General features: G+C 45.1%; 15 protein-coding genes. 10 read left to right on the top strand and 5 right to left on the bottom strand.

Annotation, left to right across the window (positions count from 1 at the left end; genetic code table 11):
• Positions 1 to 26 precede the first annotated feature (26 nt).
• Positions 27 to 698: an amino acid ABC transporter permease gene (locus tag AC1MBV_RS16825; RefSeq protein WP_255749610.1), complete on the top strand. Its 672-nt coding sequence runs from the start codon at positions 27 to 29 to the stop codon at positions 696 to 698.
• Positions 691 to 1,416 (top strand): amino acid ABC transporter ATP-binding protein, encoded by a 726-nt coding sequence (locus tag AC1MBV_RS16820; protein ID WP_255749609.1) that lies wholly within the window; start codon positions 691 to 693, stop codon positions 1,414 to 1,416. The genes AC1MBV_RS16825 and AC1MBV_RS16820 overlap by 8 nt, the downstream gene beginning before the upstream one ends.
• Here AC1MBV_RS16820 and AC1MBV_RS16815 read toward each other — a convergent pair.
• Positions 1,413 to 2,297 (bottom strand): LysR family transcriptional regulator, encoded by an 885-nt coding sequence (locus AC1MBV_RS16815; RefSeq protein ID WP_255749608.1) that lies wholly within the window; start codon positions 2,295 to 2,297, stop codon positions 1,413 to 1,415. The two genes, AC1MBV_RS16820 and AC1MBV_RS16815, sit on opposite strands and share 4 nt — an antisense overlap.
• A gap of 154 nt (positions 2,298 to 2,451) precedes the next feature.
• On the opposite strand from AC1MBV_RS16815, the gene AC1MBV_RS16810 reads away from it, so the two are divergent.
• Positions 2,452 to 3,747, top strand: a complete 1,296-nt coding sequence (locus tag AC1MBV_RS16810) for an aspartate aminotransferase family protein (RefSeq protein WP_480948843.1) — start codon at positions 2,452 to 2,454, stop codon at positions 3,745 to 3,747.
• 58 nt (positions 3,748 to 3,805) lie between these two features.
• Here AC1MBV_RS16810 and AC1MBV_RS16805 read toward each other — a convergent pair whose 3' ends face one another.
• Both AC1MBV_RS16805 and AC1MBV_RS16800 read right to left on the bottom strand, forming a co-directional pair.
• Positions 3,806 to 3,952: a DUF5670 family protein gene (locus tag AC1MBV_RS16805; protein WP_255749606.1), complete on the bottom strand. Its 147-nt coding sequence runs from the start codon at positions 3,950 to 3,952 to the stop codon at positions 3,806 to 3,808.
• A 48-nt stretch (positions 3,953 to 4,000) separates the two neighbouring features.
• Entirely contained in the window at positions 4,001 to 5,335 is a 1,335-nt protein-coding gene (locus AC1MBV_RS16800) for a gluconate:H+ symporter (RefSeq protein WP_255749620.1), read from the bottom strand.
• Between the two features lie 304 nt (positions 5,336 to 5,639).
• Here AC1MBV_RS16800 and AC1MBV_RS16795 point away from each other — a divergent pair, with 304 nt between their 5' ends.
• The 3 genes from AC1MBV_RS16795 (at position 5,640) to nrdG (ending at position 9,574) form a co-directional block, all read left to right on the top strand.
• On the top strand, positions 5,640 to 6,494 hold the full coding sequence (locus AC1MBV_RS16795; RefSeq protein ID WP_480948842.1) for a Cof-type HAD-IIB family hydrolase: 855 nt from the start codon (positions 5,640 to 5,642) through the stop codon (positions 6,492 to 6,494).
• 685 nt (positions 6,495 to 7,179) lie between these two features.
• The gene (gene nrdD / locus AC1MBV_RS16790) at positions 7,180 to 9,042 is read left to right on the top strand and encodes an anaerobic ribonucleoside-triphosphate reductase (RefSeq protein WP_255749604.1); all 1,863 of its coding nucleotides are present in this window, start codon (positions 7,180 to 7,182) and stop codon (positions 9,040 to 9,042) included.
• Between the two features lie 28 nt (positions 9,043 to 9,070).
• Positions 9,071 to 9,574 carry an anaerobic ribonucleoside-triphosphate reductase activating protein gene (nrdG, locus tag AC1MBV_RS16785; protein WP_255749599.1) on the top strand — a complete coding sequence of 168 codons (504 nt, stop codon included), beginning with the start codon at positions 9,071 to 9,073 and terminating at the stop codon, positions 9,572 to 9,574.
• Between the two features lie 55 nt (positions 9,575 to 9,629).
• Here nrdG and rnhA read toward each other — a convergent pair whose 3' ends face one another.
• Positions 9,630 to 10,085 carry a ribonuclease HI gene (gene rnhA, locus AC1MBV_RS16780; RefSeq protein ID WP_255749598.1) on the bottom strand — a complete coding sequence of 152 codons (456 nt, stop codon included), beginning with the start codon at positions 10,083 to 10,085 and terminating at the stop codon, positions 9,630 to 9,632.
• 248 nt (positions 10,086 to 10,333) lie between these two features.
• Between rnhA and AC1MBV_RS16775 the strand changes: the two genes are divergently transcribed.
• The 4 genes from AC1MBV_RS16775 to ltrA all read left to right on the top strand — a co-directional run bounded on the left by AC1MBV_RS16775 (position 10,334) and on the right by ltrA (position 17,730).
• The gene (locus tag AC1MBV_RS16775; protein WP_480948841.1) at positions 10,334 to 11,257 is read left to right on the top strand and encodes a ketopantoate reductase family protein; all 924 of its coding nucleotides are present in this window, start codon (positions 10,334 to 10,336) and stop codon (positions 11,255 to 11,257) included.
• 37 nt (positions 11,258 to 11,294) lie between these two features.
• The gene (locus AC1MBV_RS16770) at positions 11,295 to 12,083 is read left to right on the top strand and encodes a C39 family peptidase (protein WP_480948840.1); all 789 of its coding nucleotides are present in this window, start codon (positions 11,295 to 11,297) and stop codon (positions 12,081 to 12,083) included.
• Between the two features lie 737 nt (positions 12,084 to 12,820).
• Positions 12,821 to 15,853, top strand: coding sequence for an SH3 domain-containing protein (locus tag AC1MBV_RS16765; RefSeq protein WP_480948839.1), 3,033 nt, complete (start codon positions 12,821 to 12,823; stop codon positions 15,851 to 15,853).
• Positions 15,854 to 16,335: 482 nt separating this feature from the next.
• Positions 16,336 to 17,730 carry a group II intron reverse transcriptase/maturase gene (gene ltrA / locus AC1MBV_RS16760; RefSeq protein ID WP_480948838.1) on the top strand — a complete coding sequence of 465 codons (1,395 nt, stop codon included), beginning with the start codon at positions 16,336 to 16,338 and terminating at the stop codon, positions 17,728 to 17,730.
• A gap of 92 nt (positions 17,731 to 17,822) precedes the next feature.
• Here ltrA and bacA read toward each other — a convergent pair whose 3' ends face one another.
• Positions 17,823 to 18,626, bottom strand: coding sequence for an undecaprenyl-diphosphate phosphatase (gene bacA, locus AC1MBV_RS16755; RefSeq protein ID WP_255749000.1), 804 nt, complete (start codon positions 18,624 to 18,626; stop codon positions 17,823 to 17,825).
• Between the last annotated feature and the right edge of the window lie 170 nt (positions 18,627 to 18,796).

The raw sequence follows: 18,796 nt of genomic DNA, 5'->3' as shown, positions 1-18,796 counted from the left end.
TTATCCAAGGGGTGGAAAAGGACAGAATGAATGAATTAATCAGTGGCTTTAAACAAGTAGTTCCTTCAATCCCGTATATCGTCAGCGGTATCTGGGTTTCATTAGGAATTGCCGCTGGTGCAGCCATTCTTGGCTTTATCGGTGGTATCCTGCTTTCCTTGTGTAAGATTGGTCGAATCAAATTGTTGCGTGGACTAGCAAATATGTATACTTCTGTTTTTCGAGGAACTCCGCTAATCCTTCAGTTGGCCATTGCATATTTTGGCATTCCACAAATTTTTAATATGGGCGATGTTAATCCTCTGACATGTGCAATTTTGACTTTTGGTCTGAATTCGGCAGCTTATATGTCTGAAATCATTCGCGGAGGAATAAATGCTGTCGACAAAGGTCAGCTGGAGGCGGCGAAAGCATTAGGTGTATCCTATTGGCCAACAATGAAGGATATTATATTGCCTCAAGCAATTAAAAATATTTTGCCGGCAATCATGAACGAATTTATCACGTTGACAAAGGATACAGCCTTAGTATCGACAATAACTGTAACCGAACTAATGCGTCGTTCACAAATTGTTGCAGCTAACATTTACAACTATTTTCCGCCAATGCTTATTTCACTAGTCATGTATTATATTATCGTAATGATCTTGACCTATCTTGGTCGTCGACTTGAAAGGAGGATGCGCCGCAGTGATTGATGCAGAACATATTTATAAAAATTTTGGCGATATACATGTGTTGAAGGATGTTACCTTGCAAGTTAACAAAGGTGAAGTAGTCGTCATCATTGGACCATCCGGCTCCGGAAAATCAACCTTTCTGCGCTGTATCAATCTTCTTGAGCATCCGACCTCGGGTAAGGTCATGGTTGATGAGGACAATTTGACTACGATGAAACCTAAGCAGGTGATCAAAGTACGGGAAAAAGTTGGTATGGTTTTTCAGCACTTTTATCTTTTTCCACATAAAACCGTACTTGAGAACTTGATTTACGCACCGATGAAAGTTAAAGGACTCTCAAAAGATGATGCGGTCAAGAGAGCAGAAGAGCTACTTAATAAAGTTGGGCTGCTTGAGAAAAAGAACCAGTATCCGAACAAACTTTCAGGCGGGCAAAAGCAACGGGTTGCCATTGCGCGCTCGCTTGCAATGGAACCAGACTATATGCTGTTTGATGAACCGACCTCGGCACTTGATCCGGAAATGGTCAAAGAAGTGCTCGATGTTATTCAGTCACTCGCTGAATCCGGAATGACGATGATTATCGTTACGCATGAGATGGGGTTTGCCAAACAGGTGGCCAACAAAGTCGTCTTCATGGATGATGGCAGGATTCTGGAATCCAACACGCCTGAAGCCTTTTTCAGCCATCCAAGCACAGAGCGTGCTCAGGATTTTTTGGAAAAGATTCTTTAATGGATGGTATTCCAGTTCTGTTCAATTAAACGGATTAAGTGCATGGTTTTCTGATCACGCAGCTTGTGCGTTGCAATCACAAGAGAGGTTTGAATTTCAATCGGTTTCTTGTTTAAAGGTATTTCATACAACTGGCGTGAAGCCAGTTCTTTTTTAACAAGATTGCGACTGATTAACCCAACGCCGATGTCATTCATAACAGCACTCTTGACCGCTTCCAGGCTGCTGGATTCAATGATTTTAGTCGGATGGATGCCGTTTTCCTGCATATAGCTGTTCATTTGTTCTTCAAACGGGCCGGCAATTTCATATTTGATGAACGGATAGCGTTCAAGGAGTTCGCGGTCGGCATACTGTTCAGCCAATGTTTGCGATGCGATCAGAATTAAATCTTCCTTCTCTGAGATTTTGACATTTGTGATGCCTGCTTTCATATAAGATCCTGAGATGACGCCGATATCGAAGCTGTTGCTGTTAATGCCTGCGATCACTTTGTCACTCGTGCATGACACGAGTTTGATTCCGATTTCGGGATAAGCATCAAGAAACTGCCGGATAATCGGTGGAAAGTAATGCGTGCAGAAGGTTTCCGATGCTGCGATGGTGAGCTTGTTTGCTGTCTGATTTTCTTCGTGCAAAGCAGCATCCATTTGATCCAGGATGGGGAAGAGCTGGTCCGTATAGTGTTTTACGATTTCTCCATGAGCAGTAAGAAAGGTTTGCTTGCCGATTCGGAAGAAGAGTGAATGACCGATTTCTTTCTCAAGCGCGCGGACTTGTGCCGTGACGGTCGGCTGGGAGAAATTCAGTTGTTTGGCGGCTTGTGTGAAATTCAGCAGCTCTGCTGCCACCTGAAAAGTTTTTAATTGTCTGAGTTCCATCGTTCATTCCTCCAGTGAGTGATCGAACAAGCACGAATTTTGACGCAGTAAAAGTAAATAAACGATTGTTTAAACTCATTATATAATATTGTGTGACATAGCGGCCTTTTGATGAGGATCTTCTAAATTTTTATTAAAAAGAGGTATAAGTAAAATGCCGGAAAAAAGCATGTATGAAAAATCATTAGATCTGTTTCCGCCGATTGCGTTGCGTGCAACGCAGCTTGGCGTTGTCAAAGGCGAAGGTGCCTACGTGTGGGATGAGAACGGGAAGAAGTATTTGGACTTTGCCAGCGGTGTTGCGGTTGTTAATTGCGGCCACAACCATCCCTATGTTGTACAGAAGGCTAAGGAGCAGATGGATCAACTGATTCATGGCGGTCATAATGTTGTTTATTATCCTTCTTATATTAAACTGGCTGAGAAAATTCTCGGTCATGTTGGCTCAGATTATAAAATCTATTTTTCGAACAGCGGGGCAGAGGCTAATGAGGCGGCGATTAAGCTTGCAAAGCAAGTCACCCACCGTCCCGGCATTATTACGTTTAAGCACAGCTTCCACGGACGGACACTTGCGACAACGACGCTGACAGCTTCAAATGCGAAATATCGTCGCAACTATGAAGGGCTGCTGCCGAGTGTTTATTATGCGGACTATCCCTATGCAACACGATCCGGTCTGACTGAAGAACAGGAAGTGGCGCGCTGCCTGAACTCACTTAAAGAAATATTCCATGATTTGATTGAACCGGAACAGGTGGCCTGCATGATTATGGAACCGATTCAAGGTGAGGGCGGCTACATTGTTCCGCCGAAGTCGTTCCTGCAAGCGATTCGCAAAATTTGCGATGAACATGGTATCTTGCTTGTGTTCGATGAGGTTCAGACCGGATTCGGGCGCACGGGTAAAATTTTTGCCTATGAAAATTTTGACGTGAAGCCGGATATTATGTCACTGGCCAAAGCGATTGCCAACGGTTTCCCGCTTAGCGCCTTGGTAGCAAAACGCGAGCTCATGGATCAATGGCCGGCTGGGACGCATGGCGGGACCTTCGGCGGCAACCCGGTCGCGTGCGCGGCCGGTGTCGCAGTCTTTGAATTGCTTGAAGGAGGACTTGTCGATAATGCAGTTGAAGTCGGCTCCTACTTTAAAGGGAAACTGCTTGAATTTGCGAAACAGCATGACGAAGTGCTTGAGGTCAGAGGACTCGGCCTGATGATCGGCATTGAGTTTGTTGATCATGACGGAAAACCTAATGGCGACCTCGTTGCTGCGATTCGGGCCAATGCGTTGAAAAAAGGCTTAATTCTGCTTAACTGCGGCGTCGATCATAATGTGATTCGCTTTATTCCACCGCTGATTGTGACCAAGGAACAAATTGACGATGCCTTCGCGATTTTCAGTGAAAGTTTCGAAGCGGCGCTTGCAGAGGCTGCCCAGAAAAATTAAAGAATAATGGATTAAACATAAAAAAGCGGAATCCCCATTTGTTGGGATTCCGCTTTTATTACTTTCGTGTAAAGAACTGGATGATAAACAGGATGGCTGCGGCGACAAGGAGCAGGTAAATGATTGCTCCACCGACTTTAAGCAGCAGGAGTACGAGCCAGATGAGAAACAGAATGACGATCAGCGACCATATAAGGCTGAGCATGTTTATTCCTCCCTTTTAGATTAGTATGAGCAAAAGAATTGTGATTCATCACATGAAAATCGAAAAGACACTGATCATGAGAATGCCGATTACGGAAAGCATGCAGCCCATGACGGTATAGGTTTTTAACGTGTCCTTGATGTTCAGATCAAAGTACTCCTTGAACAGCCAGAATCCGGGGTCGTTGACGTGTCCGCCGAATACACTGCCGGCACCGGTGGCAAGAACAATGAGGGTGGGACTGACTCCGGTTGCTCCGACCAATGGGGCAGCAACCCCGGCGGCAGTAAGAGCAGCAACTGTGCTGGAACCGATGCAGACACGAATCAGCACGGTAACCACCCATGCCAGAACGAGCGGCGACAGAGGAGAACCCTTGAAGAGATGGGCGACATAATCACCGACGCCGCCTGTAATCATGACTTCTTTAAGCGCGCCACCGGCTCCGATAATCAGGAGCAGCATTGAAATTTGTCGGATCGCTTTTGTAATTGTCTTTTCCACATCTTCCATAGTGCGCTTTTGCCGGATGCCCATGGCATAGAGTGCAAACAGGACGCTGATCATCATCGCACCAGGCGGGGATCCGATTAGTTGAATGATTTGATCAAGAAGCTTTGGAAATGAGATCAAATCGGTGACCAGTGTTGCTGAAATCATCAACAGGACAGGAAGGAGACAGGTGAAGATACTGAGTGATAAAGACGGTACTTGATCATCATCAAAATGTCTTTTCTTATCAAGCAGTTCCTCGTTTCCGGAATGTGTGTAAACTTTAGGCATCAAACGGAAAAGCAGCCGATTCAATAAGGTGCCCCCGACAATGACGGCCGGGATGGCGATGCACAGGCCAACAAGGAGCACATAGGCCGTATTGGCATGATAGCTTTGAACAAGAGCGGTTGGTGCCGGATGCGGAGGCAAAAATCCATGAGTTGCCATCAAAGCGGCAATCATTGGCATGCCCACATAGAGCAGTGGTACGCCTAGAGCAAGTCCGATTTCAAAAACGATTGGAAGCAGAAGAACTAGGCCAACCTCGAAGAATAAGGCAATACCAATGATGAATGAAGCAAAGATTACTGCTAACTGAATACGCTTTTTACCGAACTTTTTCGCAAGCGAGATCGCGATTCGGTGCGCACCGCCTGCATCGGCAACAAGTTTGCCAAGGATGGCGCCGAGCCCGAAGATTAAAATGAGATCGCCGAGCTGCTCGCCAATGCCTTTTTCGATAACAGAAATAATCTTTGTAAGTGGCAAGCCTAATCCAAGTGCAACAAGAAAGGAAACAATGAGCAGTGAGATAAACGTATTGAGATTAAACTTCATAATGAGTATGAGTAATACAATTACGCCTAAGGCGACTATAAGTAATGGCAGAAAAATCACTTCTTTTTAAATTTTTTTGGTCATTTTTTCAGTCATTCATGTGAATGAGCTTTTGATGAACCTGATGTAAAAGCCGAAGTTATTTTAATGACGCGGTGATTGTAAATGGATTGAGAAATTAATTTTCATAGCAAAACGAATTTATCCTGATCACGAGAGTTCCAATCCCTGCTCCTTATGTTCTCTATACCCGCATTTCAGCAAGACAAAACATGTCCGTAAAAAAACTGAAAGGATGCGCTGCGCAGCAAGAAACGATAGAATGAATGAAGAGATTGCGCGGAGGTGATATCAGTTGAACATAAAAACGATTATGCTTGACTTAGACGGGACGACTCTGACACCGGATAATCAAGTGACTCCTGAATTGAACGGTTACCTTAAGAAACTCAGTGCGCACGGCAAGAATGTATTCGTCGTCACGGGACGTTCGGAGGTTGATGCGCTTAATGTACTGCCCGATGATTTTCCGGCAGCCGGAATGGTTGCTGCAAATGGAATGACTGTATTCGCGGGAACGGCAAAAATTTTTCAAAGCGTCCTGCCAAAAGCACTTGTCGAGCACATGCTTCATTACTCGGAACAGCATAAGATGTACTATCAGCTGCATCCGGTCAGCGGAAGAAGAACGATTCTAAGCCGAGATAGGCACTATATAATCAATGAAATTAATGATAAAAGGCCGGAGTCGGTATCGGTTAACGAGTGGCTGTCGCGAAGGCAAGCGGTGCTTGAGGACATGGTTTGGAAGGAGACGCTGACTGACGACGAATTGGCACAGATCGTCAAGATGTATTTTTTCAGCGAAGATGTAGCGAAAATGGATGCGTGGAAGAATGATTTGCGCCAACTGCAGGAAAAATTCGCGTTTGACTATTTTTCTTCGTCACATAACAATGTTGAATTAGTAGGAAAGAATATTTCAAAAGCGAGCGGAATTCGAATCTTACTGGATCATTATCATCTGTCTCCCGACAATGCGCTTGCGGTTGGTGATGGAGAAAATGATTTGCCAATGTTTCAACTAGCAGGCCACTCTGCCGCTATGAAGAATGCCCCGGAGCATGTAAAGGAACAGGCAGAATGGGTGACTGACGCCTCATATGCTGAAAATGGGCTCTATAAATTTCTGTATCATACGTTTCATTAGGAAGGTTAGGAATGACGATCACCGTGTCGTCATTTTTTTGTTCCAAATTTTAAGATTTTGTCTCGCGGGTATGACTATATGGTCATAAGAGGTTGATTGCCAACCCGCACATATCGGTTGAGCGATCAGGTTAAGCACCCAATTTGATAAATAGACGGAAAAATTCCGCTTCATTAGAAAATGAATGAAAAAATTGCTTAAATAGACGGATAAATGCCCCTTATCGAATTAAAAGACGTGAAAATGGAGGGTTTTGCTTTGCATAACCGGAAAAATTACCCTTATGTACCCGCAAAACATCCTCCATGATGCATATAACTGGAAAATCTCCGCTTATTTTATAAGAGGCAATGCGAAGACAACCGCATCCTGAGACCGTAATGACTGAGTGCTTTTGCCCGGTTTTTCTAGTTGAGTACATGTTTGGATTTATTCATCATTTTTGCAGTTGCTTTCTAGCGGTCTTCCGATATAATAAATAGGTTGTTTATTTTTTCTCCGAGATCTATAAATATGCGTGTATTATCCCTCGTTCGCAAAATTGTCACAGATCTATTTTTCCGCTCTGGTATCCTAAAAAATGCAATCCATACGCTAGACTCCTACATATTGTGTTGTGTATCCTATTGATCCTACTACATATTGTATTATAATGTTGTTTATCGGAACTATGGGGGCGGACATGATGATTAAAGAACCGGTATATAAAGAAAAATCATTAGATGACAAGATTCGTGACTTAATCAATATGGATGAATATGTCGCCAATGAAAACGCGAATAAAGATGAAAAAGTATTTAATACGCAGCGCGATTTGCTCGCGGGCGTGGCGGCCAGAGATTTTGCACTCCGCCATATTTTGCCAAAGGAATTTGCCGATGCGCATAATCAGGGAATTATCCACTTCCATGATTTGGATTACTCGCCGTTTTTCTCTATGTATAACTGCATGCTGATTGATTTTAAAGGCATGCTTGAGAAAGGGTTCTCGATCGGCAATGCTGACGTGGAACAGCCGAGATCGATCAAGACGGCGACCGCGCTGGTTGCTCAGATTGTCGCCAATGTATCCTCGAATATTTATGGCGGCACATCGTTTAATCGTGCGGATGAAGTATTGGAACCTTATGCGAGAACGAGCTTCAGCAAATACTTGGAAACCGCAAAGACTTGGATTTCGGATCCTGCAGAACAAGAACATTACGCTTACGCGATGACTGAGAAAGAAATTTACGACTCGATGCAGTCGCTTGAATATGAAATTAACACCCTTTTTTCAAGCAATGGTCAGACACCTTTCTTTACTCTAAACTTCGGTCTTGGCCGTTCATGGTTTGCCCGCGAGATTCAGAAAGCGATTTTGAAGGTGAGAATTATCGGGCTTGGCCGCGATCATAAAACAGCGGTGTTTCCAAAACTCGTGTTCACGATTAAACGCGGGTTAAATTTAAACGAAGACGATCCAAACTATGATATTAAAAAAATGGCTTTGGAATGCGCCACGAAACGGATGTATCCGGATATTTTGAACTATGACCGAATTGTTGAAGTGACCGGGGACTTCAAGGCGCCGATGGGCTGCCGTTCATTCCTGCCTTCTTATCAGGAGAACGGACAATACATTACAGACGGTCGTAACAATATGGGTGTTGTCACGCTGAATATTCCAAGGATCGCAATCGAGTCAAATGGCGACAAAACTGCTTTTTGGAGTTTATTTGAAGAACGGCTGGATCTGGTATGCCGCGCATTGCTCTTCCGAATTCATACACTGGATAAAGTGGAAGCGAAAAACGCACCGATTCTCTATCAGTACGGTGCAACCGGAAAACGTCTGCACGCCGATGAACCGGTACAGGACATTTTCAAGAATGGTCGGGCGACTGTGTCCATGGGCTACATCGGACTTTACGAAGCGGCGACGGTGTTCTATGGTCCGAATTGGGAACATAATCCGGAAGCAAAAACCTTTACACTCGATATTGTGAAACGGTTTAAGTCGCTGTCGGACGAATGGCGCAAGAAGACAGGCTATGCGTTCAGTGTCTATGCGACACCTTCAGAAAGCTTGACCGACCGCTTCTGCAGACTGGACAAGCAGCATTTCGGGAGCATCAAGGACATAACAGATAAAGATTACTATACGAATAGTTTTCACTACGACGTGCGCAAGAAAATCAACCCATTTGAAAAAATTGATTTTGAAAAGGATTATGAACCCTACACGGGAGGCGGCTTTATTCATTACTGCGAGTTCCCATCCTTGGTAAACAACCCCGAAGGACTGGAAACAGTATGGGATTACGCCTATGACCGAATCGGGTATTTCGGTACAAACACGCCAATTGATAAATGCTATGAATGCGGCTATGAAGGCGAGTTCGAATCAACGGCAGCCGGGTTCAAATGCCCAAGCTGCGGCAATCATAATCCGGAAACAACGTCCTGCATCCGCCGGCTGTGCGGTTACTTGGGTTCCGTGATTCAGCGCAAGCCGATCAAAGGACGTCTGAAGGAAATCAACAGCCGCGAGAAGCAGCAGAGTTGAAGAGAAAAGAGGACAAGTCACACCGATTATGAATTACGCCGATTATAAACGCTTTGATTTTTTGAATGGAACGGGAGTCAGGCATTCCTTGTTTGTCAGCGGCTGCCATTTTCACTGCAAGGGCTGTTGGAATGCAATCGCTTGGAATCCTGACTTCGGTAAGCCATATACGGATGAAGTGGAGAACAAAATCATTGATGATTTAAATCGTTCGGACGGTAAAGTTCAGGGATTGTCGCTGCTCGGCGGCGAGCCGTTTGATCACCCAAACACCCTGACAAAACTCGTCGAGCGTGTGAAGAACGAATGTCCGGATAAGGATATTTGGTGCTGGACCGGATTTCTCTATGAAGATTTGCTTGAGGATTCGGAGCGGCGGGAAATGCTCGACCAAATCGATGTGCTTGTGGATGGACCGTTTGATATGACAAAACGGAACTTGAAGCTGAAATTCCGCGGGTCATCGAATCAGCGCGTCATCAACGTCAATGAATCAATGAAAAAGGGACAAGTAATCTTAAATGTTCAATAAAATGATTAAAAAGCCAGAAACTGCGCAATACGCGAGGTTCTCTGGCTTTTTCTGTCTAGTCTTTTTCTGCTTCATCCATGGCGAGATTTGCGAGTTGATCGGCGCGTTCGTTGTATTCGACACCGTGATGCCCCTTGACCTTATTGAAGGTAATCTTTTCTTGCGCCTGCGCGAGATCATTCAGTCGCATCCACAACTCTTTATTTTTAACGGCTTTTCCGCCTGCTGTCTTCCAGCCTTTTTTAATCCACCCTGAAATCCAGCTGTTCATGCCATTCACTACATAAGCGCTGTCTATGTAGAATGCGACCGGGATTTGCCGTGATTTGAGCGATTCAAGCGCGCGGATTGCCGCCGTCAGTTCCATCACGTTATTGGTTGTGTTATGCATGCCTCCGCGAAGCTCTTTGACATGATCACCGTATTTTAAAATGGCTCCCCAGCCGCCGACATTATGGTCACTCTGGTTTCCCCGGCATCCGCCGTCGCAATAAATAATGATTTCATCCAAATTGATTCACCTGTTTCCGCTAAATTCGTATCACTTCATGATTCTATGCTACCTTGTGCGAATCCTGTGTAAGCCGTTCTAAGTATAACAAAAATACTGGAGACTGTTCGAACTGGCTGGTTCATGAATCATTTCCAAGGATTTGATTAAGAAAAACGCTCTGAAATACGCTAAAATGAGAGTATTAGAGAAAAAGAGACTGCGGCAGGAGAACAGATATCAGGTCAGGGAATGGGGCGTGTTTGATTGTGAAGATTGGAATACTGGGTGCAGGGGCTATCGGCTGCTACTATGGCGGAGTTTTAGCGAAGGAAAAATTGGACGTGACCTTTATTGCCAAAGGACGGACACTTGAGCGGCTGCATGATCACGAACTGATTGTGAAAAGTATTGCCGGCGATTTTTCGCTACCGGTAAAAGTTAGAGACGCAGAAAATCTGGAAGAGGATTTTTCTTTCGATTATATTTTGTTAGCGATTAAATCTACTGCTTTAGAAGCTGTGATTCCTGAATTGAGTGCACTCATGGGACCGAAAACGAAGGTTATCTGTCTGCTTAACGGAATCGGCAATGAAGAACGACTCGCTGAAATTTTTGGTGCTGATCATGTGATTGGCGGCTCCGCGTTTATTTCAATCATTCGCGAAGCACCGGGCGTGGTAAACCATGTCGGCGACGGCACACTCGTGATCGGCGAATGGCAGGAAAACAGTTTGGTAAACGAAACGCTTCATGAACTCAAAGAAGCTTTGCTGCATTCAGGGGCTGAGGTGCGGATCACGAATCATATTCGACAGATTAAATGGGAAAAATTACTTTGGAATATCACCTATAATCCGTTAACTGCTTTAACGCGAACACGCGTTGGAGAAGCGCTGGCAGACTCGGATCTTCATGGGTTGTTAGAACGAATCAGCGAAGAGTTTCTTGAAGTTGCGGCGAAATCAGGAATTCAAATCAGCGAGCAGTACATAACAGGTCTTTTGTTTCCTGACGAGAAGATCCAGAATCATAAAACATCGATGCTCCAGGATCTTGAGAATGGCCGTGAAATGGAATTGGATGCTATTCTCGGTTTCGTTATTGAGACCGCTGACCGATGCGGTGCACAAGTACCAACGATTAAGACTATTTACCATTTGCTTCGATTTACGGAGCGAAGAAGTCAATAATGCTTATGAGCGCCGATTTTCCTAGAGGGGATTATGAATGCGTTATGTGAAACGAATGGTTGCGATACTAATGATTCTGATTATGATCGTCTGTGCTGTCTTTATGGTGGTTCTCTTACAGAATCGAGGCGATCAAGAAGGATCTTCTGAACGAACGCAAAAAGAACAGACGGGTAATCCGGCAGTGCTAAAAGAGACTTTGCCTAAACATGAAAAGAAACCTGCTGTGACAGAGAAAAAGCTGAGCGCACCATATGTCAGTCAAAAGCCTGAACTTCCCAATGGCTGTGAAGTGACAAGCCTGACGATGCTGCTGCAATCTGCCGATGTAAAAATCAATAAAATGCAGCTCGCGGAACAAATGAAAAAGGTTCCTTTTCAGTCAGGAGCACTGAAAGGCAATCCGAATGAAGGATTTGTAGGCAATATGTACCACGGCAGTCGAGCAAATCCGGGATTTGCCGTCTATCATGGACCGGTTGCCGACTTGGCGCGCCGCTATTTAGGCGAGCGTGTGATTGATATGACCGGCAAGCCGTGGTCAGCGATTGAAAAACAAATGGCTTCGGGCAAGCCGGTATGGACGATAACGAGTATTAATTTTCAGCCCATTCCGGAGAGTGCATGGCAGAACTGGCCGACAAAGCAAGGAACAATTCGCATCACTTTTAAGGAACATTCCGTTTTGCTGACCGGATTTGACAAAAATTATGTCTATTTTAATGATCCGCTTGCTGGCAAACCAGGAACCAAGTCAAGTAAACAAGCTTTTATAAAAGCCTGGCACCAATTCGGAAATCAAGCCATTTCTTATACAACTCATTAAGACACACGAAAAGCCCAGTTCGGGCTTTTTTGCAAGTTAAGAAAGTATAAAATTTTGCCCCGTATTTAAACGAATAACTCAGTGGCTTGGCCGAAAATCAAAGCGGAGGTGTGAAACGCCTGCGGGATCAGGTGCCAGCGAGACCCGCAGATTTCTACTTGTCTGAGGAGGCTCGCGGTGTGCCCGCGGTCGCGCTCAGTTGATGCGAGTAACCGAAGCGATGATTCAACACTGTAAAGACACAAACCAATCACACATGGCTGGAGATTAAGGACCGGGCGCTTTTTGCCCGGTTTTTCTTTTTAATGAAAACAAAAAAGTCGGATAAACGATTTGCCTATGAAATTTGGAGTATAAAAAAATGAATTACTCTTTTCTGAAAAAGAAATTTTAATCCATTCGGGACCGTTGTTGGTCACGTAATACGATTTTCAGAATTTCGATATGAAAGAGCGGGAACAGGAGGGGGAAAACCGTCTGTTTCGGTGATTTTGATTCATCAATTTGAATAAAACAAGAAACAAGCGAACTGAATCTTATTAATCATAAATTACTTTTTATCAAAGAACGTAATTAAAATACTGTGCCAAATAACCTACTTAAATCGGCTAAATTGTTAATTATTCGTTACAAAACGAGTGAAATCAACACTTTACACTAAACTAATTCCATAACTTACCGATATATCTAGTAAAAATATAATCTATCATTTAGATCATACTCGGGGGTAACTTATAATGAGCCCAAATCGTAATTTTACTATTGTCGGAGCTTTCGCGGCTGCAGCAGCGGTAGCAACGGTTACAGGAGTTCCTGTTCATGCATCTGCAGATGCTTTCGAAACCTATCAAGCGAAAGCCAAAACGAATTTGAATGTACGTAGTACACCTGGCACTGAACAACAGCAAATCGGCATGCTTAAGAAGGATCAGACGTTTGAAGTCATTGGAATAGACAAAGAAAGTGAAAAGGGGAATTGGCTGAAGATCAAATATGAAGGACGAACAGCATATGTTGACGGCTACTATACAGAGAAAGTCTCGGAAAGCTCGACTGGCACGCCAAGTCTGTCTGTGCAGTCGGTTGCCAGTTATCAGGGGACAGCATCTGCAAACTTGAATGTACGCCTTTTACCATCCACGCAGGGAACAGTGCTCACAACATTGAAAAAAGGTGCCACTGTTACAGTTACCGGAAAAACGAGTGACGGTTGGTTACAGATCCAGTATAAAGACGGATCTGCTTATGTTTCCGCAGATTACATAAAGACGGGTACTGCTTCTGAAACGAGTTCATCGGCAAGCGAACAAACTCTTTATACCGGGACTACAACGGCAAATTTGAATGTTCGATCGAGCGCGTCGACCTCAGGCAAGCTTCTTTCGACGTTGAAGAAAGGGAACAGCGTAGAAGTAGTGGGGACGAGCGGCGATTGGCTGAAGATCAAATACAGCGGAGGAACGGCGTATGTGTCGGGCGATTATGTCACGAAGGCGGGCAGTACATCGGATTCCGACAGCTCCAATGAAACGGTTTTGTACACCGGAACGACGAAAGCAAATTTGAATGTTCGATCAAGTGCGTCGACCTCAGGCAAGCTGCTGACAACGTTGAAGAAGGGGAGCAGCGTGGAAGTTGTAGGCACAAGCGGCGACTGGCTGAAGATCAAATACAGCGGGGGAACGGCGTATGTGTCGGGCGATTATGTCACGAAGGCGGGCAGTACATCGGATTCCGACAGCTCCAATGAAACGGTTTTGTACACGGGAACAACGAAAGCAAATTTGAATGTCCGATCGAGCGCGTCGACCTCAGGCAAGCTGCTGACAACGTTGAAGAAAGGAAGCAGCGTGGAAGTAGTGGGCACAAGCGGCGACTGGCTGAAGATCAAATACAGCGGAGGAACGGCGTATGTGTCGGGCGATTATGTGCAAAAGCCTGACAGTTCATCGGATGGATCCGGTAGTGAAACGGTGCTTTACACTGGAACGACGAAAGCAAATTTGAATGTTCGATCAAGTGCATCGACCTCAGGCAAGCTTCTTTCGACGTTGAAGAAAGGGAACAGCGTAGAAGTAGTGGGGACGAGCGGCGATTGGCTGAAGATCAAATACAGCGGAGGAACGGCGTATGTGTCGGGCGATTATGTCACGAAGGCGGGCAGTACATCGGATTCCGACAGCTCCAATGAAACGGTTTTGTACACCGGAACGACGAAAGCAAATTTGAATGTTCGATCAAGCGCGTCGACCTCAGGCAAGCTGCTGACAACGTTGAAGAAAGGAAGCAGCGTGGAAGTAGTGGGCACAAGCGGCGACTGGCTGAAGATCAAATACAGCGGAGGAACGGCGTATGTGTCGGGCGATTATGTGCAAAAGCCTGACAGTGCATCGGATGGATCCGGTAGTGAAACGGTGCTTTACACTGGAACGACGAAAGCAAATTTGAATGTTCGATCAAGTGCATCGACCTCAGGCAAACTGCTGACAACGTTGAAGAAGGGGAGCAGTGTAGAAGTAGTGGGTACAAGCGGCGACTGGCTGAAGATCAAATACAGCGGAGGAACGGCGTATGTATCCGGCGATTATGTACAAAAGCCTGACAGTGCATCGGATGGATCCGGTAGTGAAACGGTGCTTTACACTGGAACGACGACAGCAAATTTGAATGTCCGATCGAGCGCGTCGACCTCAGGCAAGCTGCTGACAACGTTGAAGAAAGGAAGCAGCGTGGAAGTAGTGGGAACAAGTGGAGACTGGCTGAAGGTCAACTATGCCGGAGGAACGGCATATGTGTCGGGCGATTATGTGCAAAAGCCTGATAGTGCCTCGGATAACTCCGGTAGCTCGGATTCGTCAGATACACAAACAACAGAAACCAGTGGGTTAATCACTACTGGAGTAAATTTCCGTCAAGGTCCGGGAACATCATATAAGAGCTATGAAGTATTAAAGGCAGGAACACTTGTTGAAATACTTGCTGATGCTCCTGACGGATGGGTTAAGGTCAGTTATAACGGTCAAGACGGTTATGTATACGGGGACTATGTAAAAAAAGAAACAACAACAACCATTCAAGACGGTAATGCTGCATATATCACAACAAATTATTCAATTTCATTCGGTCAGGCACTGGCGGAAGAACAGAATGTAAACAGCAGTTCTTCTCTGGCTCAATACTTAAACCCGAAGAATTTTTCAAAGGGAAGTATAGAATATTACCAATTCTTACAGCTTTCCTCATTGGCCAATATTTCGCTTAGTGATATGAACACGATGCTGAAGGGCAAGGGGATTTTGGCCGGACAAGGTGCGGCTTTTATAAATGCGGCAAATGAGAGCAAAGTAAACGAGGTATATCTTGTTTCCCACGCGCTGCTTGAGACAGGAAACGGTAGTTCGACACTTGCTAATGGCGTCAACTATAATGGTACGACGGTCTATAATATGTTCGGCATCGGCGCTTACGACGGAAGTGCGGTGAACAGTGGAGCAAAGTATGCTTACGAACAAGGCTGGACAACGCCTGAAAAGGCAATCAAAGGCGGGGCTGCTTGGATCGCAAAATATTACGTTTATAATGCTACCTACCGCCAGGATACATTGTACAAAATGCGCTGGAATCCGGAAGCACTTGTTATGGGCAGTGCTGCTCATCAATATGCGACCGACGTCGCCTGGGCTGTGAAACAGACGCCAATGATCGATACATTGTACAGTGTGGTTTCTAAATATAACTTGATTTTTGATATTCCGGAATATGCGAACTAATCGATTGAAAAATAAAAAGGGCCGGAGAGATTTCTCTCCGGCTCTTTTTATACGTGCGCCCGGCATGGACGACAGCTAGGCGGTGAAAGTCCGCTACAGGCTTGGCAGTAGGAACTGTTAGCCAAAGGCAAGGGTGTCCACTGTGAGGTGGAATCTGAAGGAAGCCGGAGGCAAACTTCTGGGCTGATGAACAAGAACTGCATACTAAGGCTGAATAGAGACGGATAAGCCTGCGTAACAAGGTGAAGTCCAATACTGCCCGAATCTCAAACAGTATATGCAGCAGCCACATGGAAGGAAAGCGGTCGTTCTTACCCGGGGAGGTCTTACAAGGGTTCCCGACAAGAGGGAAGGCATTTCCCACAGGAACAATCATGCCAGTGATGGTGAGATGAATTGTAAGAAGTCAGCAGAAGCCATAGGAGTCCACCAGGACAAAGGGCTGAACAATAGTAATCTCGGAAACAGAGGAGGTGTGAGCGATGCGGCAATCACAGAAAACATCAAATGATGACTATCTATCGAAGAATAGGATGGAGTCCGAAGGTACGACAGAAGTGTGTAGCACGACTCACGGCGAACCTGAACGAAGAGATGGTGTGAAAAATCAAAAACTCATCGTGAAAATAACGAGCCGTTCCAATCTTAATCAAGCCTACAAGCGTGTTAAGGCGAATAAAGGAGCGGCAGGCATCGATGGGACGACAGTGAAGGAGCTCTTTTCTTACCTCATACGGAACAAGGAAGAATTGATCAAACAGATGAGGAATGGCTCCTATAAGCCACAACCCGTAAGACGTGTAGAAATTCCCAAACCGGATGGATCGAAACGAAAGCTCGGAGTTCCGACTGTACGTGACCGACTGGTACAACAAGCGATCCTTCAAGTGATGGAACGGATCGTTGACCCGACGTTCTCAGACAACAGCTTTGGCTTCCGCCCGCACCGCAGTGCCCATAACGCAATGAAACGCGCCAAGGCTTACTACGAAGCAGGATATAGATATGCGGTGGATCTTGATTTAAAAGCCTACTTTGACACAGTGAATCATGACCAGTTGATGTATTGCGTGGAAAAACGGATTAAGGACAAAATCGTCCTTCAACTCATTCGCAGGTTCCTGCATAGTGGTGTGCATACGAATGGAAGGGTTGTACCGACCGAAGCCGGTGTTCCCCAAGGCGGCAATCTTTCTCCCATTCTAGGCAACATTTATCTTGATCAACTGGACAAGGAACTGGAACGAAGAGGACATAAGTTTGTTCGCTATGCCGACGACTGTACGATCTATGTCAAAAGCAGAAGAGCGGGCGAACGAGTCATGAAGAGTATCACCACCTTTCTGGAAGATAAACTGAAACTAACCGTCAATCGGGAGAAAACTCAGGTCGGCAGCCCAACGAAACTCAAATTTCTTGGATTCTGCCTGCACACGACCAAACAGGGATCGGGGTTCCGCCCCCACATCAAGTCGAAAAAGCGCTTTGAGCGAAAGCTCAAACACCTGACGAAAAGAAGCCGAAGCGGTAACATCCGTGGGATCATTAAAGAAATTAATGAAGTAACCACAGGATGGATCAACTACTATGGCATAAGCTATATGAAGAGTTATATTCGGCATATTAATCAGTGGCTCCGGCGAAGAATTCGCCAGATCATTTGGAAACGCTGGAAGAAGGTCAAGACGCGCTATAAAAGTCTCATGAAACTAAAGATTCCAAGACAAAAAGCGTGGGAATGGGCAAATACACGAAAAGGTTACTGGCATATCGCCTGTAGCCATATCTTACATCGGTCAATCACAAATAAAATACTCGAACAGGTGGGACTCAAAAATCTAGTCCATCTGTTCGAGCATGCACACTTAAGCTATTGAACCGCCGTATACGGACCCGTACGTACGGTGGTGTGAGAGGTCGGAGAAATTATCTCCTCCTACTCGATACTTAAGAAGATAATAGATAGTTATTAGAAGATCAGATAAAGCGCAAAAACCGCTGCGAGAATAAAACGATAAACGGCAAACGGTACAAGGGTAAAGCGGCGCAATAATTTAAGGAAAAAGACAATGGCGAGCATGGCTACAATAAATGCCGTAACAAAACCGACTACAAAGAGCGGAATGTCGCTGACATGCAGAAAATCGAGACTTTTGTAGAAGTCGTAGCCGCTTGCGCCGATCATCATCGGAACAGCAAGAATAAATGAAAATTCAGCCGCGGTTTTCCGTTCAACGCCTGCAATAAGTCCTCCGGCGATAGTTGATCCGGAACGGGAAAATCCGGACCAGAGCGACAAGCATTGGAACAGGCCGATGACAAAGGCCTGTCCATAGGACAATTCCTTTGTGCCTGCTCCTCCGCGATTTGCGGCGATTCGTTCAGCAATGATCATCAGGATGCCGCCGACAACAAGTGCAATTAATACACTTTGAGGCGAGAAAAGAACATTTTTAATAAAATCGCGCAAAAGCACGCCGAGGATGATGGCCGGAATGCCTGCGACAATGATGTGTAAAAGATTCAGATGTTCAGGGCCGTTCTTCGGTTCGTTCCGATAAAAACCGAAGAGACTCCACAGTCTTTTCCAGTAGAGGACAACCACAGCCATAATTGACCCAAGCTGAATAATGACTTCAAATGTTTTTGCGGTATCCCCATTAAAGTGAAGCAAGTCAGCCACGAGGATTAAGTGTCCTGTTGACGAAACCGGAGCAAATTCAGTCAATCCCTCAACGGCACCAAGAATAACCGCGATTAATAAATGAATCAAGAAGTTCACCAACCTTAAATAAGGAGTATTTTCGTTATTGAACAAGCTTTTTCATTATAGCATATTCACATTTCGCCACCCTAGATTCATCATTGGGGGCCGAAGAATAAACTATAAAAATTTTTTACTTCTATAGAGGAATGCTGCTGAATATATTGTTTGAGTAATCA

This window comes from Sporolactobacillus sp. PKPK-6, from assembly GCF_056678885.1.
The sequence above is the reverse complement of the archived record's forward strand: the minus strand, read 5'-3'. Positions and strand labels throughout refer to the sequence as shown.

Bases quoted from the DNA above. Each gene is read 5' to 3' on its own strand.
- AC1MBV_RS16825 (WP_255749610.1), top strand. From the start codon at position 27: ATGAATGAATTAATCAGTGGCTTTAAACAAGTAGTTCCTTCAATCCCG.
- AC1MBV_RS16815 (WP_255749608.1), bottom strand. From the start codon at position 2,297: ATGGAACTCAGACAATTAAAAACTTTTCAGGTGGCAGCAGAGCTGCTG.
- AC1MBV_RS16810 (WP_480948843.1), top strand. From the start codon at position 2,452: ATGCCGGAAAAAAGCATGTATGAAAAATCATTAGATCTGTTTCCGCCG.
- AC1MBV_RS16805 (WP_255749606.1), bottom strand. From the start codon at position 3,952: ATGCTCAGCCTTATATGGTCGCTGATCGTCATTCTGTTTCTCATCTGG.
- nrdD (WP_255749604.1), top strand. From the start codon at position 7,180: ATGATTAAAGAACCGGTATATAAAGAAAAATCATTAGATGACAAGATT.
- nrdG (WP_255749599.1), top strand. From the start codon at position 9,071: ATGAATTACGCCGATTATAAACGCTTTGATTTTTTGAATGGAACGGGA.
- AC1MBV_RS16770 (WP_480948840.1), top strand. From the start codon at position 11,295: ATGCGTTATGTGAAACGAATGGTTGCGATACTAATGATTCTGATTATG.
- AC1MBV_RS16765 (WP_480948839.1), top strand. From the start codon at position 12,821: ATGAGCCCAAATCGTAATTTTACTATTGTCGGAGCTTTCGCGGCTGCA.
- ltrA (WP_480948838.1), top strand. From the start codon at position 16,336: ATGCGGCAATCACAGAAAACATCAAATGATGACTATCTATCGAAGAAT.